The organism is Leptolyngbya subtilissima AS-A7 (assembly GCF_039962255.1).
In the GTDB taxonomy this organism is placed as follows: Bacteria; Cyanobacteriota; Cyanobacteriia; order Phormidesmidales; family Phormidesmidaceae; genus Nodosilinea.
Genome location: NZ_JAMPKY010000007.1, coordinates 203,055 through 221,990, shown reverse-complemented (window position 1 = coordinate 221,990; position 18,936 = coordinate 203,055). Strand labels below are relative to the sequence as shown.

Annotated in this window: 18 protein-coding genes and 1 riboswitch; of the genes, 9 read left to right on the top strand and 9 right to left on the bottom strand. The window is 53.4% G+C overall.

Annotated elements, in window-relative coordinates; translation table 11 throughout:
* The first annotated feature begins 21 nt into the window (after positions 1-21).
* Both psaI and NC979_RS16460 read left to right on the top strand, forming a co-directional pair.
* Positions 22-150 carry a photosystem I reaction center subunit VIII gene (gene psaI, locus NC979_RS16465; protein WP_190517518.1) on the top strand — a complete coding sequence of 43 codons (129 nt, stop codon included), beginning with the start codon at positions 22-24 and terminating at the stop codon, positions 148-150.
* Between the two features lie 6 nt (positions 151-156).
* A complete protein-coding gene (locus NC979_RS16460) occupies positions 157-1,629 on the top strand; it encodes a glycosyltransferase (RefSeq protein ID WP_347403913.1) in 1,473 nt (490 codons plus the stop codon).
* A gap of 55 nt (positions 1,630-1,684) precedes the next feature.
* On the opposite strand, the gene NC979_RS16455 is transcribed toward NC979_RS16460, so the two are convergent.
* A complete protein-coding gene (locus NC979_RS16455) occupies positions 1,685-2,587 on the bottom strand; it encodes a tetratricopeptide repeat protein (RefSeq protein WP_242023951.1) in 903 nt (300 codons plus the stop codon).
* 521 nt (positions 2,588-3,108) lie between these two features.
* On the opposite strand from NC979_RS16455, the gene NC979_RS16450 reads away from it, so the two are divergent.
* Together NC979_RS16450 and NC979_RS16445 are read left to right on the top strand one after the other, a co-directional pair.
* Positions 3,109-3,711: a helix-turn-helix transcriptional regulator gene (locus NC979_RS16450; protein WP_190517515.1), complete on the top strand. Its 603-nt coding sequence runs from the start codon at positions 3,109-3,111 to the stop codon at positions 3,709-3,711.
* A 161-nt stretch (positions 3,712-3,872) separates the two neighbouring features.
* Positions 3,873-4,652 carry a photosystem II electron transport protein, Sll1252 family gene (locus NC979_RS16445; protein ID WP_190517512.1) on the top strand — a complete coding sequence of 260 codons (780 nt, stop codon included), beginning with the start codon at positions 3,873-3,875 and terminating at the stop codon, positions 4,650-4,652.
* Between the two features lie 214 nt (positions 4,653-4,866).
* On the opposite strand, the gene NC979_RS16440 is transcribed toward NC979_RS16445, so the two are convergent.
* From NC979_RS16440 to NC979_RS16405, 8 genes are all read right to left on the bottom strand, one after another.
* The gene (locus NC979_RS16440) at positions 4,867-6,225 is read right to left on the bottom strand and encodes an NAD(P)H-dependent oxidoreductase (protein ID WP_190517510.1); all 1,359 of its coding nucleotides are present in this window, start codon (positions 6,223-6,225) and stop codon (positions 4,867-4,869) included.
* 100 nt (positions 6,226-6,325) lie between these two features.
* A complete protein-coding gene (rfbC, locus tag NC979_RS16435) occupies positions 6,326-6,856 on the bottom strand; it encodes a dTDP-4-dehydrorhamnose 3,5-epimerase (RefSeq protein ID WP_190517507.1) in 531 nt (176 codons plus the stop codon).
* Positions 6,857-6,858: 2 nt separating this feature from the next.
* Positions 6,859-7,884, bottom strand: coding sequence for an NAD-dependent epimerase/dehydratase family protein (locus tag NC979_RS16430; protein ID WP_190517505.1), 1,026 nt, complete (start codon positions 7,882-7,884; stop codon positions 6,859-6,861).
* Between the two features lie 25 nt (positions 7,885-7,909).
* Positions 7,910-9,130: an L-2-hydroxyglutarate oxidase gene (gene lhgO, locus NC979_RS16425; RefSeq protein WP_190517503.1), complete on the bottom strand. Its 1,221-nt coding sequence runs from the start codon at positions 9,128-9,130 to the stop codon at positions 7,910-7,912.
* Positions 9,131-9,181: 51 nt separating this feature from the next.
* Complete coding sequence (rfbF, locus tag NC979_RS16420; RefSeq protein ID WP_190517501.1) at positions 9,182-9,955, bottom strand: glucose-1-phosphate cytidylyltransferase; 774 nt, start codon at positions 9,953-9,955, stop codon at positions 9,182-9,184.
* 629 nt (positions 9,956-10,584) lie between these two features.
* Entirely contained in the window at positions 10,585-11,649 is a 1,065-nt protein-coding gene (gene lepB, locus NC979_RS16415; RefSeq protein ID WP_190517498.1) for a signal peptidase I, read from the bottom strand.
* A 9-nt stretch (positions 11,650-11,658) separates the two neighbouring features.
* Positions 11,659-12,450 (bottom strand): type 1 glutamine amidotransferase, encoded by a 792-nt coding sequence (locus tag NC979_RS16410; RefSeq protein WP_190517496.1) that lies wholly within the window; start codon positions 12,448-12,450, stop codon positions 11,659-11,661.
* A gap of 42 nt (positions 12,451-12,492) precedes the next feature.
* Positions 12,493-13,809 (bottom strand): Mur ligase family protein, encoded by a 1,317-nt coding sequence (locus tag NC979_RS16405; RefSeq protein WP_190517494.1) that lies wholly within the window; start codon positions 13,807-13,809, stop codon positions 12,493-12,495.
* Positions 13,810-13,949: 140 nt separating this feature from the next.
* Here NC979_RS16405 and NC979_RS16400 point away from each other — a divergent pair, with 140 nt between their 5' ends.
* From NC979_RS16400 to gifA, 5 genes are all read left to right on the top strand, one after another.
* Positions 13,950-14,747: a cobalt-precorrin-6A reductase gene (locus NC979_RS16400; protein WP_190517491.1), complete on the top strand. Its 798-nt coding sequence runs from the start codon at positions 13,950-13,952 to the stop codon at positions 14,745-14,747.
* A gap of 287 nt (positions 14,748-15,034) precedes the next feature.
* The gene (locus tag NC979_RS16395; protein WP_190517489.1) at positions 15,035-16,489 is read left to right on the top strand and encodes a PP2C family protein-serine/threonine phosphatase; all 1,455 of its coding nucleotides are present in this window, start codon (positions 15,035-15,037) and stop codon (positions 16,487-16,489) included.
* A 165-nt stretch (positions 16,490-16,654) separates the two neighbouring features.
* Positions 16,655-17,206, top strand: coding sequence for a DUF2808 domain-containing protein (locus NC979_RS16390; RefSeq protein ID WP_190517487.1), 552 nt, complete (start codon positions 16,655-16,657; stop codon positions 17,204-17,206).
* Between the two features lie 31 nt (positions 17,207-17,237).
* Positions 17,238-17,831, top strand: a complete 594-nt coding sequence (locus NC979_RS16385; protein ID WP_190517485.1) for a 2'-5' RNA ligase family protein — start codon at positions 17,238-17,240, stop codon at positions 17,829-17,831.
* 98 nt (positions 17,832-17,929) lie between these two features.
* Positions 17,930-18,005: riboswitch (Glutamine riboswitch) on the top strand.
* A 42-nt stretch (positions 18,006-18,047) separates the two neighbouring features.
* Positions 18,048-18,518, top strand: a complete 471-nt coding sequence (gene gifA / locus NC979_RS16380; RefSeq protein ID WP_190517483.1) for a glutamine synthetase inactivation factor IF7A — start codon at positions 18,048-18,050, stop codon at positions 18,516-18,518.
* Positions 18,519-18,936 lie beyond the last annotated feature (418 nt).

Genomic DNA, 18,936 nt, shown 5'->3' with positions numbered 1-18,936 from the left:
TGCTATTGAGGTAGAAACCCTATGCCAGCTGCATTCTTACCCTCTATTCTGGTTCCTTTGGTGGGGCTTGTCTTTCCCGCTGTTGCCATGGCCTTTTTATTCCTTTACATTGAGCGGGATGACGCCGCTGAGCCCCTCAAGAAGTCCTAAACGTCTGTGATTCAAGCCCATTCCACTAATTTGCTTGAGGCCCCCAAGCAAGACTTCAAGCAAGATATCCGGGCCTACTTTGATTACACTGCCTCCGAGCTAGATCGCTGGAGTCGTCGCAACCGCTACTACTACGGCGATCTGGCTCGGCTTCATCAATTTATTATTCCACCCGGCAGCCGCGTGCTAGAAGTCGGCTGCGGTACTGGTGACCTGCTCCATGCCACCGCTCCAGCGATTGGGGTAGGCATTGACTTTGCTCCGGCGGTGACGGCGATCGCCAGCCAAAAATACCCTGAGCTTGCCTTCTACACGCTAGATGCTGAGGCGATCGAGCCCGCTCAGCTGGCTTTAGAACACCGCCAGTTCGACTACATTCTGCTGTCAGGAGTGCTGGGCTACCTAGGCGATATTCAAGCTGTGCTCCAGCGGTTGCAGCCCTTCTGCCAGCCCCACACTCGCCTCATTCTCACCTTCCACAGCCACCTTTGGGAGCCCCTGCTGGGCCTAGCCGAACGGATAGGACAGCGCCGCCCCCAACCCCCCCAAAACTGGCTGAGCATGGATGACGTGGCTAACCTACTCACCATCACCGGCTATCGCCCCCTTCAGCGGGGCAATCGGTTTCTCTGGCCCAAGTTTGTGCCGGGGATAGCTGGCTTGGTGAATCGCTATCTAGCGCCTCTGCCCGTGGTTAAGCACCTGTGCTTGACCACCTTTATCGTGGCTCGGCCTCAATCCGTTCCCAATTCAGATCAGCCGACCTGTTCCGTCATCATTCCAGCTCGAAATGAGGCGGGAAACGTTGCCGCTGCCGTGGCTCGGCTGCCCCAACTGGGTGCCCATACCGAAGTCATCTTTGTCGAAGGCCACTCCCGTGACCAGACTTGGCAAGCCATTCAGGATTTAGTGCAGACCTATCGAGGGCCTTTTACGCTGAAGGCATTCCAGCAGACGGGGCGGGGCAAGGCGGATGCAGTGCGGCTCGGGTTCGACCAGGCCAGCGGCGACATTCTGCTTATTCTCGATGCTGATTTGACCGTTCCCCCAGAAGATTTGCCCCACTTTGTCGAAGTGCTGGCCTCAGGTCGGGGAGAATTTGCCAACGGATCGCGGTTGGTTTACCCTCGCTCTACGACCGCCATGCCCTGGCTCAATATGGTGGCCAACAAAATCTTTGCTCTGCTCTTCTCATTTTTGCTAGAGCAGCCGCTTAAAGACACCCTTTGCGGCACCAAAGTGTTGTGGCGACGCGACTATAAGCGTATTGCTGCCGGGCGCAGCTACTTCGGCGACTTCGACCCCTTTGGGGATTTTGACCTGCTGTTTGGGGCTGCTAAGCTCAACCTCCACATTGTGGAAGTGCCAATTCGCTACCAGCCTCGCACCTATGGGAGCTCAAATATTGCCCACGTTAGAGAAGGGCTAATCTTGCTGAAAATGTGCCTCTACGCCTCTCGCAAGCTCAAGTTTCGATAGTGCTTCGGTAGTGAAATAGTCGTGTAAATCGCTAAACCGTACCCCTTCAAACTCACTAGCTCTCGGGCAATTGCCCTAGGTGACTTTGGGCTTTAGCTGCCCAGGTTGGGTTACCCATGGTGATATAGAGGTTTTTGGCATATTCCAGCACGGTGCGGGCTTCAGCAAAACGACCAAGCTGAATAAAGGCTAGCCCAGCACTGTAGTAGGCGTCAGCGTAGCCACCGTTGATTTGAGTCGCTATGCGAAACGAGTTGAGAGCAGTCTCGGTTTGACCCTGGTTGAATCGAGCAATTCCCAAGTTGTAGTGGGCTTGCGCGTACCGGGGCTGAAGAGTCAGAGCCTGTTGCAGCACAGCCTCGGCTTCGGCGTTGCGCTCGGTTTGTAGGTAGATAATGCCCCTCTGCAAAAATGACTCGGGGGCGTTGGGGCTATATTGACCTGCCCGTTCGAACGCCGCCAGTGCCTCGGGAAATTTTCCCTGAGACTGATAAACCAAGCCCAGGTTGTAATGGGCATTGCCCAAGTCGGGCTGAATGGCGATCGCCCGCTGCAAATACTGTTCGGCCTGATCAAGGTTATTGCCTTCGATCAGAGCCCCGCCTAGGTTGGCGTAGGCCAGCGCAAACTGCGGATCAGCTCGAATTGCTGCCCAGAACGCGGAGGCTGCCTCTTGTAGCTCACCTTTTTGGCGCAGGGCTAGGCCAACGTTGTAATGGGCCGCAGCCAGGGTGGGGTCTAGGGCTGCCGCCTGCTGAAACTGGGCCAGAGCACCGTCGATTTGCCCCTGCTGAATGAGGCTCAACCCTTGGTTGAGGGCGGCCTCTGCCGCCGCTGGCGGTGCTTCCTGGGCATAGCTTGCCACATGCAGTGTTGGATAGAGGAAGGGAAGTGCGATCGCAGCGGCCATCATGCCCCCCCGCAAACGTCGTAACAGTCGTCGATTGGCCGATATCATACTTGTTACTATGGCCCCTAGCCCAATGGAATGCCCATAACAATATAGATAAGCCCTTACTTTTTCAACCGTCTCATCAAATTGCTGCAACAACTTAGCGACTAGTGCAGCAGATTGGGCCGGGCGCTCTGGTAGCTACTGAGCCTTGCTCAATCTGCTCAGAACGTGGCGAACAGCATCTATGCAAGCCCTTTAACCCGAGACCGGTTTCCATTACCAAATAAATGACTCAAAAAGTCAGCAAATTGCCATAGAAACTTGCCAAACTTTCCAGAACAACGCTTCATCTTGGTGAAGAATCTGTCAGTTTTATCCGTATTTTTACGGGCGATTCACCTTCGCCGCCGCTGCAACCCTGTAGAAACCACTTAGAAAACTGTCCCTAGTGTGCGGAGATCCCACCCTCCAGGTTGAGGTTCTCTTTACTGAAAACTCCAGCGCAAACCATCCCAGCGCAACTTAACCGGCTGTGTTCCCGGATGACTCCCTTAACTCTGTCGTGTCTTAAACCAGGTAGCCCCATGGTCACTATGAGTTCATCCACCACTCTCTCTAATTCTCGTTTTATTGCTTCCCCAGCAACCCAGGCTAATCTACCCCTGCTCAGCGCCGTGCTCGAAGGCTTTGTTGATGGAATTTTGGTCTTGGCCGAAGACGGCACCTGCGTACATAGCAATCAGAAGGGTAGAGCCCTCTGCCGCGATCTCAGCGGCAGTGATAGTACGAATCTTCTGCCCCCTGGGCTTAAAGCTATGTGTGTGCACCTCCTAGAAAGCCGTGAGTTTTACCCCGAAACCATGCTGGTGCTCACCCAAGAATTTACGTCTTGCTCTGGACACCAAATTCGAGCCCGTATTCAGTGGCTCGAACTGCCTGCTACGGCCAGTGCTTATCTGCTGGTGTCTTTAGAAAATCAAACCCGTGCAGCCCACGCCTCTGCCATGCTTGAAGCATTGCAGTATGACCTCACCCCCCGTGAGCGAGCCGTGTGGGTGCTGCGCCGAGCCAATCGCACCTACGACGAGATCGCTCAGGAACTCTACATCACCGTCAATACAGTGAAGCGCCACCTAAAGAGCATTTATGCCAAGCGCAAGGAGGTAACTGAAGCGATCGCCAACTAACTACCGCTGCAGAAACCAGGTGGTCAGGTTGAAACCCATAACCACCTAGTTTCCCTCCTCTGCCCCAGGTCTGCCTGACAGTAAGCTAGGATCAGTGCCCGAAGGTTGGGTTTGCCCAAGTCCACCACCATCACTGATCTGTCGCTAAACGCTCTCTGCCCATGCTACCCAAGGATGACCTGCTGAAATCGAGTGACAACCGCGACTGTTTGGCCCGTGTTTTAGACCAGGCCGACCAGGCCATCAAAACCTGGGATATCGTCGTTACCGACTTTTTGTCGCCCCCCGAGCAAATCGAGGCCGCAGCGCTGCTCCAGCGATTGACCGATGTTCACAGCCTCGCTTGGGGTGGGTATCCCCAGGCTGAGCGCCAGCGGCTGGCGATCGCGCGAGCCGATATTCCCCTCGATCAGACCCAGATTCCCCTATCGCTGCTGACGGTAGGGGGAAACTTTATGTTCGATCCCGCTAGCCATGGGGACTTTTTAGGGGCCCTGCTCGGCACCGGCCTGCACCGTGGCAAAGTGGGCGACATCATCGTGCTTGGAGAGCGGGGGGCGCAGGCGATCGTTGTGCCTGAACTGGCAGAATTTCTCACCCAGTCCCTTACTCAAGTACGCTCTGTACCTGTAAAGACTCAACCCCTAGAGTGGGATCAACTGCGGGTGCGTGCTCCTCAGAAAAAAGACCTGACCACTGTTGAAGCATCCCTGAGACTCGATGCGGTGGCCTCCGCCGGGTTTGGCATGTCGCGCAGCAAAATGGCTGACCTCATCAACAGCGGCGATGTACGCGTGAATTGGAAGCCGATCACCCAAGCCAGCCACACCCTGGCCACTGGGGACTTAATCGCAATTCGCGGCAAGGGAAGGCTCGAAATTGGTGAAGTCGCCGTTACTAAAAAAGAGCGCTATCGCGTCAACTTGACCCGCTATAGCTAGCGACAAGGAGTGGGTTAGCAATGTAGATCGGCAAGCTCATCCATGTTCATCTGCCTAGATATGCGATCGCCCCTCTTCAGATCCGGCAGCCGTGGTGTATCCCACTTTGCTTTTCAAGCATTCATTCCCCTCAGCAAGATCATAAAAAAGGGAAAGCCCATCGTGGACTTCCCCTCTTACATTAAGTCTGTTGAGCAATAGGGAATTACCCTAGCTACGCTACCCCGGCAAGGGATTTTTGCGGAGCAAACATAGCGTTTTGTTCAGCCCGCAGCTTGTCGCACAGACGCCCAGGAGGAAGCTCGACATCGTCGTAGGTTAACGCCTGATCCTTAGCAACATCCCGCTTTAGCTTACAGCCCTCAGCTAGACCCACCGGAAGCAAGTTTTCCGCCGCGGTGATTTCAGCGGTTTCGCACTCGCCGTAGGTCATAAAGCCGCCAATGCAGTCAATAGTCTCACCAGCTTTCAGGTCGATTTTGGCGATGGTCACCACATCAACCTTCTGGCCAGCAATGGGAGTCATAACGGCGTCGCCAAACAAGACAACGCGGGCGACTGACAGTGGCACTTCAAAGTGGCACAGGTGGTAGGGGGTGTAGAAGCTGTATAGAGGCCCCTCACCCAGCTTGTATAGGTTCAGATAATGGCGCTGCTTGGGATCGTCGTGGGTACCAAATACATAGACTCCAGGGCCGGGTTTTACCGCTACGACGTAGTCAACGATGCCGCCCAGTTCCTTGAGCTGGTCGACATCGTACAGCTTGGTTAGGTCGTCAATGTGACCGGTGTAGTTGAGATCGTACTGCTTGACCAACTCATCCTGGTGCAGCCTGAAATCGTGGCCCAACATGCCGCGTTTAGCGACGGTCATACCGGTGGCGTTAGCAACGATAGCTTGCTCAAAAGAGACTTTGGTGCCATCGGCAAAACTGGTTACCATGTTTACATTCTGCCCCCACTGTTCGGCAAACCCCTTTTGAGTAGTGGGGTTGCGGTAGGGGTCTTGTAGGCCCTTAATATTGCCGCACACCAGCGGAGTAAGGCCGATGCTCTTAACAAAGCGGTAGAGGTTCATCTCAACGCCAGGCTGGTCGCCATCGCAGGCTGACAAAATCACCCCAGCTTTATCGGCATAGGTTTTGAGAATAGGGCCAATGGTGCCATCTAGCTCAGCATTCATGAGCACGACGTGCTTTTTGTGGGCGATCGCCTCCATCACCACATGGGCACCAAACTCTACGGCACCAGTGACTTCAATCAGAGCATCAATACCCTCTGCTCGACACAGCAGCATCGGGTCATCGGTAACAGCATAGCCGCCCGCTGCAATGCTGTTTTCCAAGTCAGCCACAGTGGAGACGACGGTAATGTCCTCGACACCTGCTTCTTGGTAAGCCCGCTTAGCGGTATCTACGTTGCGATTTGAGATCGCTACCAACTCCATACCCGGCACAGAGTTGAGCATTTGGTTAGCGACCCCGCGCCCCATAAACCCCGCGCCGATCATCCCCACTCGAACCGGATTGCCGGCTTCCTGTCTGGCTTTTAGCGCCGTATCAACAATAAACATGGTGTTTAAACCTAAGCGATAGATTAGATTGAAATAGCTCAATAAAGGCCAGTTCTTTGGCGGAGAACTTCGTCTCAGCAAAGAACTGGCAGAAGATTACCTAGCTTTTAAAGGGAGGCCACTGACCATCTTTTTCAGAAATAACCGTCACGGGAATTGGCCATTCAATGCCAAAGGTGGGGTCATCATAACGAATACCCTGCTCATAACCAGGGGAATAAAATTCGCCTACCTGGTAGATCACTTCAGCATCGTCAGTCAATGCTTGGTAGCCGTGGGCAAACAGCTCAGGTACATAGAGCGCCTTACGGTTGTCAGCGGTTAGCTCAATGCCAAAGTGCTGCATGTACGTCGGAGAATCGGGGCGAATATCGATGATGACATCGTAGATAGCGCCGCGGGTGCAGCGCACCAGCTTAGTCTCGGCTGCCGGGGCAAGCTGATAATGCATGCCCCGCAGAGTACCCTTCTTGTAGTTGAAGGACATGTTGCACTGAGCAACCATGGGCTTTAACCCATGCTCTTCAAATTCCTTGGCGCAAAAGGTACGAGCAAAGCCGCCTCGGTCGTCGCTGCGAATTTCGAGATCGATGACAAAAGCATCTTTGAGATTAGTTGCTTCAAAAATCATGGCTAGCTCCAGAAGAAATCTTTATCAATTTGCTGGGTGCGAATGAGATACTCCAGCTGCTTGAGACGGGTAAAGCCGCGAGAGGTAAACATCTCTTCGGTCATATCGATTTGCTGGAACACCTTCAAAAGTTGCTCTGCACCACGTCTGGCATCCCAGTCGCACTTAAACCCAGGCAGCACGCTATTGATCTTGTCGAAGGATACGCGATAGCTGCGATTGTCCGTGTCGGGCTTGCCAAAGCTCAGCTGACATTCAGGGAAAGTTTCTGCAACAATCGTCGCAATTTCGCGCACCTGGTAGTTGTGGTTGGTGTCGCCGACGTTAAAGACCTGATTGTGGACGATATCACGGGGAGCTTCGAGGGCACAGATAATTGACTTAGCAATATCTAAACCGTGCACTAAAGGACGCCAGGGAGTACCATCGCTGGTCATGCGAATCTCTTTGGTTGTCCAAGCCAACCCCGAGAGATTGTTGAGCACAATGTCAAAACGCATGCGCGGAGATGCCCCATAGGCGGTGGCATTACGCATAAAGGTGGGAGAGAAGTCGTCGTCCGCCATGGGCTTCAGATCTTGCTCTACGAGGGTTTTGCATTTAGCGTAGGCGGTTTGAGGGTTGACCTCAGACTCCTCGGTGACGTAGTCATCGCCTTCAGCAACCCCGTAAACGCTACAGGATGACATATAGACAAAGCGACGTACCCCAGCGGCCTTGGCTAATTCCGCTAGGCGCACAGACCCTTTGTGGTTGATGTCATAGGTGATGTTGGGGGCGAGCTTACCTAGGGGATCGTTAGAGAGCTCAGCCATGTGAACAATGGCTTCCACACCCTCAAGATCGGCAGCTTCAATATTGCGAATATCTTTGTTTAGGGTTTTAGCCGACGAGTTAATACCGTTGTATAGCCAGCCTGCTTTATAAAAGCCGGTATCAACGCCAATCACGTCATGGCCTTTTTGCAGGAGCAACGGTGCCAGCAAACAGCCAAGATAGCCTTCTGTACCAGTAACTAATACTTTCATGGGTGAATTACCTGTTTGAGTAGGACTAGAGTGCGACGGAGGTTGGAGCCGTGGCATTAACCACTTGGGAGGCAACCTCCTTACCAATTTCCAGAGATGATGTGGCTGCCGGAGACGGCGCGTTCAAGACATGAATTGACCGCTCTCCGTTAACGATGAGGAAGTCATCAACCAAGCTGCCGTTGTTCATTAGCGCTTGAGCCCGTACCCCAGCATGGGTGGGGACAACGTCTTCACTACGAACCTCTGGAATGAGGCGTTGTAAGCTTTTAACGAAGGCCGCTTTACTGAAAGAACGAACGATCTCGCGGACACCTTCATCTGCATGCTTGGAGGCCAGCTTCCAGAAGCCTGGATAAGCCATCACTTCAGCAAAGTCTTTCAGATCAAAATCGGTCTTTTTGTAGCCTTCCCGCTTCAGGCTTAGGACTGCGTTAGGGCCAGCATGCACGCTACCATCAATCATTTTGGTAAAGTGCACCCCAAGGAAGGGGAAACTGGGGTTGGGTACCGGATAGATCAGGGTATTAACCATATGCCGCTTCTCGGGCACAAGCTCGTAGTACTCACCGCGGAAAGGTACGATCTTGGCTGAGGGCTTGAGGTTAGCCATCTGGGCCACTCTGTCCGAGAATAGCCCAGCGCAGTTGATCAAAAACTTCGCTTTGATGGTGCCTTTGTTCGTCTCTAGAACTACATTTTGTGGTTCTAAGGAGATACCTAGTACCTTGGTATTCAAGCGGAGGTCGTTGTCCGCCTCTTGAATAATCTCGATGTACTTTTGACAAACGGCTTTGTAATTAACGATGCCGGTTGAATCTACCTTAACAGCGGCAATACAGTTAACGTAGGGTTCGATCTCCTTAACTTGCTCTGGCGTAATCTTGGTAACGGGAATCTCGTTTTGAAGACCACGCTGAAAGAGATTTTCTAGGAGGGGTAGTTCTTTCTCCTGAGTCGCGACAATGACTTTGCCGCAGACGTCATAGGGAATGTCATGCTGGCGACAAAAGTCCACCATTGACTGACAACCGGCTCGGCTGAATTTTGCTTTGAAGCTGCCGGGCTTGTAGTAGATGCCGGAGTGAATAACTCCGCTGTTGTTACCTGTTTGATGATAGGCCCAGGAGGACTCTTTTTCGATGACAGTAATTTTGGCGCTGGGGAGCATTTGGCTCAGCTTCATGGCTGTAGCCAGGCCCACAATGCCACCGCCAACAATGGCGTAGTCGTAGGTATTGGACATTATGTTTGCTCTAGTGTGCAGTTATGCAGGCTGTTTTGGAAAAGGCTTGGATTACCAAACTTTCCAAGGAGCTTCTCCAGATTTCCATAATCCTTCAAGATTATTTTTATCTCGGAGGGTATCCATGGGTTGCCAAAAGCCGTCGTGACGGTAGGCTGACAGTTGTCCCATTTCAGCTAGCTTCGTTAGGGGTTCATGCTCCCACATGACGTCCTCATCGGGGATAAAGTCGATTACTTGAGGATCTAAGACAAAATAGCCACCGTTAACGTAGGCTTCATCGCCATCGGCTTTTTCAGCGAAGGATGCGATCGTGGTTTGCCCCTCATGTAGGGAGATGGCTCCAAATCGACCAGGGGGCTTGACTGCGGTAAGCGTGGCTAGGGTACCCTGCTCTTCGTGGAATTTAATGAGTTCGGTGACGTTTACATCACTAACTCCATCACCATAGGTGAAGCAAAAGGGCTCAGACCCAATATATTCTCTTACCCGCTTGAGACGTCCACCGGTCAGCGTCGATGCGCCAGTATCGATTAGCGTGACTTTCCACGGTTCGGCGTTACCGTTATGAATATTCATTTGGTTGTAACGCAAGTCAAAGGTTACATCTGACATGTGCAAAAAGTAGTTGGCAAAGTACTCTTTGATGACATAGCCTTTGTAGCCACAGCAAACGATGAATTCGTTAATGCCGTGGGCAGCATAAATTTTCATGATGTGCCAGAGGATTGGATAGCCCCCAACCTCAACCATGGGTTTAGGCTTAATGCTAGTCTCTTCACTTAAGCGAGTACCTAAACCACCAGCTAATATAACTGCTTTCATAAACCCTCTAGAAATTAATAAAACTAGGAAGTTCTGGTCTTCGAACTGACGCGCTCAACCTGCGGAAGCTGAGCTAAATTTCAACTCATTTGTCTTAGTAAAACACTGCCTATATTAAATGAAAACTCTCCTTTCTGAAAATTCTATTTAGTCGTGAGCTGGGGAACTAAGTTGAGTCGAATGAATCTTTAGCTTAAGTATTCTTACCGTAGCTTACGCCAGACTTATACACTCACCTGCTGTCTTCAACTGCATTAACAAGTTTTTAACTTGATCATGAAGTTGTGTACTTTAGGACTCATAAAGTCGCTACTAGAGTGTGATCAGCGTACCTAAGCATGACGTAAATCCTTTTGCATAGTGACGACATACATATTTAGGCTTTCCTAAGATACGCCTGTTGGCTAGCTTAGCCCTGACCCGGACTATCATTGTGAGCAGTCGGTGAAGTCAGACTGTCAACATGTGAAAACCATATAAATATGGCGGCAGCTGTTCAGATTGGCCTTTGGCAAACAAAATCACCCTTAAATTACCCTGATGGGAGATTGATCTAACTCTAAAAAAGACTGAAAATCCAACAATTTAAATTTGTGATGAACGAATAAAGTAGTTGAGAATATTCTCAACTAAGGTAAAGGCTGTACTCGTTGGGGTGGCCAATAGATTTTGTAGGCATTGCCCACCACGTGAGCTCGGGGCAGAAACCCCCACACGTGGGAATCGCGACTGTTGTTGCGGTTGTCGCCGAGTACAAACAGGTGGTCAGTGGGTACCGTTTTTGGCCCCCATTGGTAGAGGATAGGGGCGACTAGGTGAGACTCGACTAGGGGAATGCCATTAAGCCACACTTGGCCGTCGCGAATCTCTACCTGCTGACCGGGCAGAGCAATGACCCGCTTCACCATCAAATTCTTGAGTTCTCCGGCTTGTTCAATCGGAGTGCGCTCAGGGTTAGAGAAGACAACGATGTCGCCCACGGCTAGGGGATACTCGAAGGGGCGGGGGCGAACAAATATGCGATCGTGCACCTCTAGTGTGGGCAGCATCGACTCGCTGGGCACAATGCACTGCACCACTTTTTGCGGCACGACAAATGGGATGGAGCTGATCGCCAGACGGGTAATTAGCACTGCTACGAGCAGCCCTCCTAACCAGCTCCACTGACGCTGACGGGCAGGAGCAACTCGGTAGACCAACCCACAACCCAGCGCCCAAATAATGGGCGGTATGGGTAGCAGAGCTGAGTTGAAATTGGCTAGGTAGGCGGTGAAAATGCCTAAGATTAGTAGCGTACCCCCTACGGTGGCCTGCTGCAAAAATAGGTGCCCTAGCCCCGGTAATATCTGGGAGAGAAACACGGGGTACCAGGGATCGCTAGACTGGTAGCGCAGCGGGCTGAACTCGTTGAGGGTGATGCCTTGTTTGGCCCCATGGTGGCTATCCCACAGATTAAATAGATAAAGACTGATCAATGGAATGAGGGTCATCAGCCCTCGCAGGGTGTTGCCCCTAGGTGCGAAGATCGACCAGAAGATGAAGACAATGAGCCCTAGGTGAGCAGTGATGATGACTAAACCACGGGCGATCGCACCGTCATAAATCTGCCCCATGCCAGGCAGCGCTGCGGATAGATTAACTGCCAGCCACGGACTTTTTTGTCGGCCCACCAGAACCTTAGAGGTTGCCTTCATGGCTCAGGATTACCTGTAGCGCTGAACAACGAACTCGTGGGCGGCAAATTCTTCGGTATCGGTCAGGGTGGGCAGGGTAAGATTGACATCGGCGTACTTGCGGCGTAGGGCTAGCCCAATCAGGTAATCGGCAAAATGTGGGTTTTTGGGTAGCAGCGACCCGTGCATGTAGCTGCCAAAAACGTTTTTGTAACGCGCGCCCTCGTACTCGGCGGTGGCATTATTACCGAATCCAGCGATGGTTTTAGCTAGGGGCTCTACGCCCTCGCCGAGGTACGTTTGCCCTGAGTGGTTTTCAAACCCCACTAGGGTACGAGGAATTTTTCGAGGGGTAGTGTACATGGTCTGCATCTCGGCGTAGCCGGTAGAGTTAATTTCCACAACCAGGTTGCCGATGCATCGCTGCTTGACGTCGGTGCTGGGGGCACGGGTGTTGACGTTGACGATGCCCAGCCCCTGGGTTTCTTCGCCATTGCCCATCAGAAAGGTGTTGCCCATGAGCTGGTAGCCCCCACATACCCCTAGGAATACTACTCCCGCCTCGGTATCGGCCCTGATGGCCTCGTGCTTGAGCTGGTGGAAGTCATTGACTACCGCCACCTGGTCCATATCTTGGCCGCCGCCCATAAAGTAAAGATCGGTCTGACCGCTCTGGGCTACCTCTTCCATGGTCAAGGGTTTCACCGCGCAGTCAATGCCCATCCACTGGCAGCGGCGGCGCAGCACGATGAGGTTGCCGGTGTCGCCGTAGAGGTTGAGGTAGTCGGGGTAGAGGTGGGTAATGGTGAGGGCGTAGGGCATGGATGGGTAGGGGGTGGATGGGTAGGGGAGTAGATGGGTAGGTTAGACCACATCCAAGGTTTTGCCCATGAGCTTGCGAAATTCGAGCATGGCCGTGTAGGTGGGCAGCACAAACACTGTGTCGCCAGAACCAGCCTCCTTAAAGGATAAATCAATTGTCTGGCGGATCGATTCTTCGGTTGGGATGGGGCTGGGGGGAACATCCAGCGCATACTTTAGCCGCACTGCCATATCCTTAGCGCGAACGCCAGTGCAGAAAATCCAGTCAATATTGGCCTGGTTGAGCCTTTCGAGTTCACTGTCCCACAGCCAGGAAACGTCTTTGCCGTCGGCGGTGTTGTCGTTGATGGCGAGGATAAGTTTAAGGCCAGGGATATTGCGCAGCAGCTCTAGGCTGAGGCTAAAACTGGCGGGATTTTTTACCAGCAGGAGGCGGTAGTTGACCTGTTTGTCGCCCTGCTGACGGGTAAGGATTTCGCCTCGACCAAAGGCTGGCTTGAAGGTTTTGAGCCCGGCGATCGCGGTGGCTCCGTCTATACCGAGAAGGTTGGCGATCGCGATCGCAGTCAGCGCGTTGTAAACATGAAAGAATCCTGGCGATACCGTCTTAGCCTCGGGCAGGAGCACCGTTTCATGATTGATTTGCCCCTGAACCGAAAAGTCGGTGGTCAGGTCTTCGTTGATGTGGATGTTCGTCGCCTCCAGCCCTTGACTGCCAGGGACCCGACTGTTGAGCTTGCCCTCGTAGGGTAAAAACCGGGCGTACTCTGGGGCAAGCGACATAAAGTAGGTGGCGTTCTCTAGCCCGTGGGTGAGGCGAGAGGTGCGGGGATCATCGCCATTGACGACCACGGCGGCGGTGGGGCACTGGGCGATGCCGTCGCGAATCAGTTTTTCGGTGCGATCGATTTCGCCATAGGCATCGAGCTGGTCGCGGTAAAGGTTAGTGACGGCGATGATATTGGGTTTGAGCAGCCGGGCGATGCGAGGCAGGGTGGCTTCTTCTACTTCGAGGACTGCGTGGGTAAAGTCGAGGCGGCCAACGGCGTTGCTCTGCTTAAGGAGCTCTGACAAAATACCCTGGCTGAGGTTAGCCCCGGCTTTGTTGCGCAGCACCTTGGCCCGCGGAACTTGATCAAGCACGGCACTGAGCATCGTCTGGCTGGTGGTTTTGCCGTTAGTGCCGGTAATAGCCACCACTACCGGAATTTGGCTGACCAGTGCCTCTAGCACAAAGGGAAAATAGCGGCCGACCAGATAACCTGGCAAGGCGGTGCCCGAGCCCCGCCCGGATATACGCAGGGCCAGGGTCAGCAGCTTTGCAAACGCAACAATAGGAATCAGCAGCAGTTGGTTCATGGCCGGGCCAGGCAGATCATGAGGGAAAGGGTAGCAGAGTGTAGGGACAGACCCACGAGTCTGCTGCAATTTTTTGAGGCGAGGGGGTAGAGAGACGCCCTTTTGCGGCTTGGAGGAACACACGATAGTGAGGGGAATTTGTGGACAATCGAGGTTCAGTCCTGTGGGTGATTGGGGGTACAGGGGAGGCGGTGGAGTTGGCTGCTGCCTTGGTGGCGGAGCAGATTCCCTGTTTGGTTACGGTGACAACGGCGATCGCGCAGCATGCCTATAAAAAAAGTACTTATTTAAAGGTTCTAGTTGGGGGCCTGAACGTGGCGTCGCTGGGAGAGTTCATTCGGGCTCAGCACATTGGGGCAGTGCTGGATGTGTCGCATCCCTTTGCGGTGGAAATTTCGCAAGGGGCGATCGCCGCTACTCGAGCCTTTAACCTCCCTTACTGGCGCTACGAGCGTCCTGCTATAGAATCCTCTTCTAATGGGCGTGTTTACTATATAGAAGACCTTCAAGCCTTGCTCACCCCTGAAGTTTTGCTGAAACAGCGAACGTTGCTGACCCTGGGCTATCGCTGGCTGCACCACTTCGCCCCTTGGCAGACCCAGGCTACCCTATTTGCCCGTATCCTGCCGTCGTCGGTAGCCTTGGAGGCTGCCCTACTAGCGGGCTTTACTCCCGATCGCCTGATCGCTCTACGTCCTCCCATTACTGCTGAGCTAGAACGCGCCCTCTGGCAGCAGTGGGGCATCACTCAGGTGATCACCAAGGCCTCTGGCGCACCTGGGGGAGAAGATATCAAGTGCGCGATCGCTGAACAGCTAGAGATTTCTCTATATATTTTGAATCGTCCTCAACTCGATTACCCGCTAGTGTGTCGTAGCCAGGAGGAGGCTTTGGCGCTTTGCCGAGGGTGGTGGCGATCGCACCAGGGCCATGGGTAAAAAACTAACCATGCCTCGCTTCCAGCCTCACTGGCTAATCTCCTTCCCCAGGGGTAGTTAAGTCCTTTCGAGAATGCTATTCTTGGCCTTCAATTTGTGCGCTACTATGGGCTATCCCCGGTTGCAGCCGGCCGGGATTACCTTCGCAAAAGTTGCTGTATGCCGCCAAAAATGGGGATTTTCTACGTCTAAGGGCAAAGACGTACGCCAGTTTTTCGGTTAGCCCCTATATTTAGTTGGTCATTTGGTTCGTTAAGTCTCACGAGAGCATTTTGCACAGGTCGTCCATGACAGCTTTTCCCATGCCATCCGGGCCATCACCTTCTTTTGAGAGCGTTAGCAGTAGCGCTCTGCCAGATACTCCACCCGTGTTTGCCCTCAAGGAACTGGTGGCTCGGCTGCAGCGTGAGCAGTACAAAATCCAGGATTTGCTCAGTTCGCTAGGGTTTGCTCTACGCAGCCTCAACAACCTGAATCAGTTCCTAGAGCTGATTCCCATGATCGCCAGTCGGGTAACTGATGCTAGCGGCGGTGCCCTGGTGCTGTTTCGAGCGGATGGGCAGGTCCGTCTAGAGCGACTGCACTGCCAGAGCGAAGACCAGTGCCAGGATGTGCGATCGGCCCTAGAGGCTGCTACCCGCCAAGTGACGGCTAGCTTTAAGGCTGCCCCTGAGAGCACCATGATGTCGATGGCGCGCAATGCTATGTTGGCACTCGATCGCCAGGTCAACCGCTACCTGGGTGACGAGTTTCAGCTGTTTGGCACCGCTATTATCGTGCAAAACGTAGAGCGGGGGAGGCTCTACGTGTTTAGCCGCGACCCCGACTATGCTTGGACGGAGACCCGCCAAAAGCTGGTGCGCCTGGTGGCTGACCAAACCTCCGTAGCGATCGAAAACAATGAACTAACAGCGGCGGTGCGCAAAAAAGAGCGCCTCGATCGCGAGCTCGAAATTGGGGCTGAAATTCAGCTGCAGCTTCTACCCCGCGAGTGCCCCGCCATCCAGGGGATGGATCTGGCGGCTAAGTGCCGCACTGCCCACAAGGTAGGCGGCGATTATTACGACTTTATCCCGACCACCTTTGACCAGCTACGCCAGGCCGGTTCTCAGCAGACGGCAGCAGCCCCCTGGAGTTTTGCCATTGGGGATGTCATGGGCAAAGGGGTTCCCGCTGGGTTAATCATGACCATGATGCGGGGTATGCTGCGAACTGAGGTGCTCAACGGCCATTCGCCCGCTCGCATTTTGCAAGATTTAAATTTCGTCATGCACAGCGACTTAGAAAGCTCAAACCGCTTTGTGACGCTGTTCTATGCCGAGTACAACCCTAAAACTCGCCGCCTAGCCTACGGCAACGCCGCCCACAATCCACCGCTGCTGTGGCAGGCGGCCACCAACACCATCACCCGGCTTGATACCCCCGGTATGCTGCTGGGGCTGGATATGAATACCGAGTACTGCGAAGCCGAGGTAGAACTCCAGCCGGGCGACACGGTAGTGTTTTACACCGATGGTTTTACCGAGGCCTCTAACCCTCGCGGTGAGCGCTTTGAGGAAGAAAACCTGGAGCGGGCTCTCCAGTGGGCTTGCCGCAACTGCACTTCAGCCGAAGCGATTTTAGACTACACCTTTGACTTGATCGATCGCTTCATTGGGGGCGATCGCAGCAACGACGACGACATGACTCTGGTGGTGATGCGGGTAAAGCCAGAACTTCAGCTCAACCTATTTGACAACTAGCGCGATCTCAGATTCTCGGCCCAAGTTCTCGGCCTGACAGCGCTAGACTTGAGGTATCTAGCCTCAGTTGGCGATGTCGCCGTCTCCACCGGTGAGGTAGCCCTTTGCCGCGATCGCGTTATGTCTCCATCTCTACCTTGGCCATCGTTTAGACGAAGCGTTGCTTTGGTCGGTGCCAGTCTACTAACTCTGGGATCTACCTGGGGGTTTTTAGCGCTAACCTCTGCCCCGGCAATTCAGTACTCTGACGGCACTGTCGGTTTTTCGTACCCGCCGCGTTTGACCGAAAGCTACGCTACCCGCAATCTGGTCAGCGAAAGCAATGTCACTTACTACCTCACCTTTGACTTTCCCGAGGCGGCAGTTGAGCCACTGGATCGGGTGGTGATTCGCCTGAATGAAGGCTATGACCCAATTTTTCGCTATCGGCTAGAAGCTACTGAAGCCTTTGCCAATACCCCTAATGGTCGGGTGTCGCTACCCTTAGGCGAACTTACCCAGGACCAAGACGCCCGCGAATTGACGATTTCCTTCGACCCACCTGCTGAACCTGGGGTACCTATCACCTTGGCCCTGCGGCCCGTGCGGAATCCTCGTTTTGGTGGGGTCTATCTGTTCGGGGCAACGGCTTACCCAGTGGGCGAAACGGTGAAATCTACCTTTATGGGTTACGCTCGGCTGTCGTTTTATGAAAGGGATCGCGATCGCTGGCCCTAGCCCAAATTCTCATCGCTAAGGTTTGCCCTCCATGGCCAGCCCATCGCCAAAGTCTGCTCGATTTTTTGTCGCCCTACTGCCGCCTCAGCCGGTGCAGGATGCCATTACTGCCATCAAGCAGGAAGTTGAGCGTCGCTTTGGCAGCAGGGCGGCCCTGAAATCGCCGCCTCACATCACTCTACAGCCGCCCTTTAATTGGTCTCTAGAGCGGTTAGACGAGCTACAGCACCATCTGCACAGATTTGCCCATCAGCAGCGGCCCATTCCCATCGTTTTAGAAGGGTTTGGCGCCTTTCCGCCACGAGTGATTTATGTAGATGTGCATCAGACGGCAGCGCTAATGGCCGTTCAACCAGCCCTAGTAACCCATCTAGAAACACACTTTGGGCTGCGGGAGGGCTACCGAACTGGTTCTGACCATCGCCGCGCCTCTTGGCCCTTTACGCCCCACGTTACCATTGGCTTTCGTGACCTTGCGCCCGCTGCCTTTCACCAGGCCTGGGCTGAGTTTGAGCACCGACCTTTCTCGGCAGAGTTTGAAGTGCCCACTCTCACCTTGCTCCGTCACGATGGGCAAGTTTGGCAAATTTTCTCTGAGCTGCCGCTAAGTGCTTCAAAGGCCTGACCTACAACGCATACGGGATTGTGTAGAAGCTTATACGGAATAGAACTTGCCTTGACATTTGCCAAAACCGTAGCTTACTATACAGAAGTAATCAGAAATTCGTTCATCTCGCTTTTTCGTTACTGGCTAAAGCGAGACGGAAGTAGGGGTTAATAGCCCCCGAAGGAACGCGCCCCAATGTTCTGATCAAACCCTTGATCTTTTGGAGGCGACCCCATGAAACTCACCTATCGCGGCGTAAGCTACGACTATAATCCCCCCGTTGTGGAATCCAACTTAACCGATGAAGTTGGCAAGTTCCGCGGCGTAGATATTCGATTTCGCACCGTCAAGAAAGCTACCGTGCAGCAGCCCACCCTAGACTTGGTCTATCGCGGTGTGGGTTACCAGACTGGTACTCCTAAGGCAGCGCCTGTGGTTGAGGCTGTACCCGTGGTTGCGGCATCGACCGTGCCTGCGATCGCAGCCCCCGCCATGGCAACTGCCCTTAGCACCGAAGACAAAGCCCGCATGAGCATGATGAACCGTCATCGCTCTGTGAAGCAGCGTCAGCAATCGATGCTAGCTCGTCTAGCTACCGAAGCTGGCTTGCCCGCCGAAGCTGCCCAATACTGGAACCACATCCAGGGCAAGGTGCACCCTAGCTTTTGGGCTACCTACAGCCGCAGCGGTGCCGCTGCTAGCTAAGCGCTTGCCCCCTTGAATTAACAGCCCCTGTCAGTAACTTCTGGCAGGGGCTGTTTTGTTGGCATCTGATGCAGGATATTGCAAATGTCCATTGGATTGGGATAGGTTCGACGTAGGGGCATTGCAGTGCCCCTACTAGAGGATTCCGCCTGTCAAGGTGTCCTAACTAAATCAACTGCTGCAATAACTGCCCTTTAGAGAAACCCGGCCGTAGATGCGCCAGCACCCTCAACGGGTTTGTTGCTGAAAGAGAAATAGATTGGGCGGGATAAATTGCCAAGCAGTTGGGAAATATAGGTCCATTGATATGGGCATAGCGGTAGTGATACAGAAAGAGGGCTGCCGCCGCCCTAAATTAGTGGTTAAACGACTCAGATTATATTCACGCTTAGGATTTTACTTTTTGCCCCACGTTTTC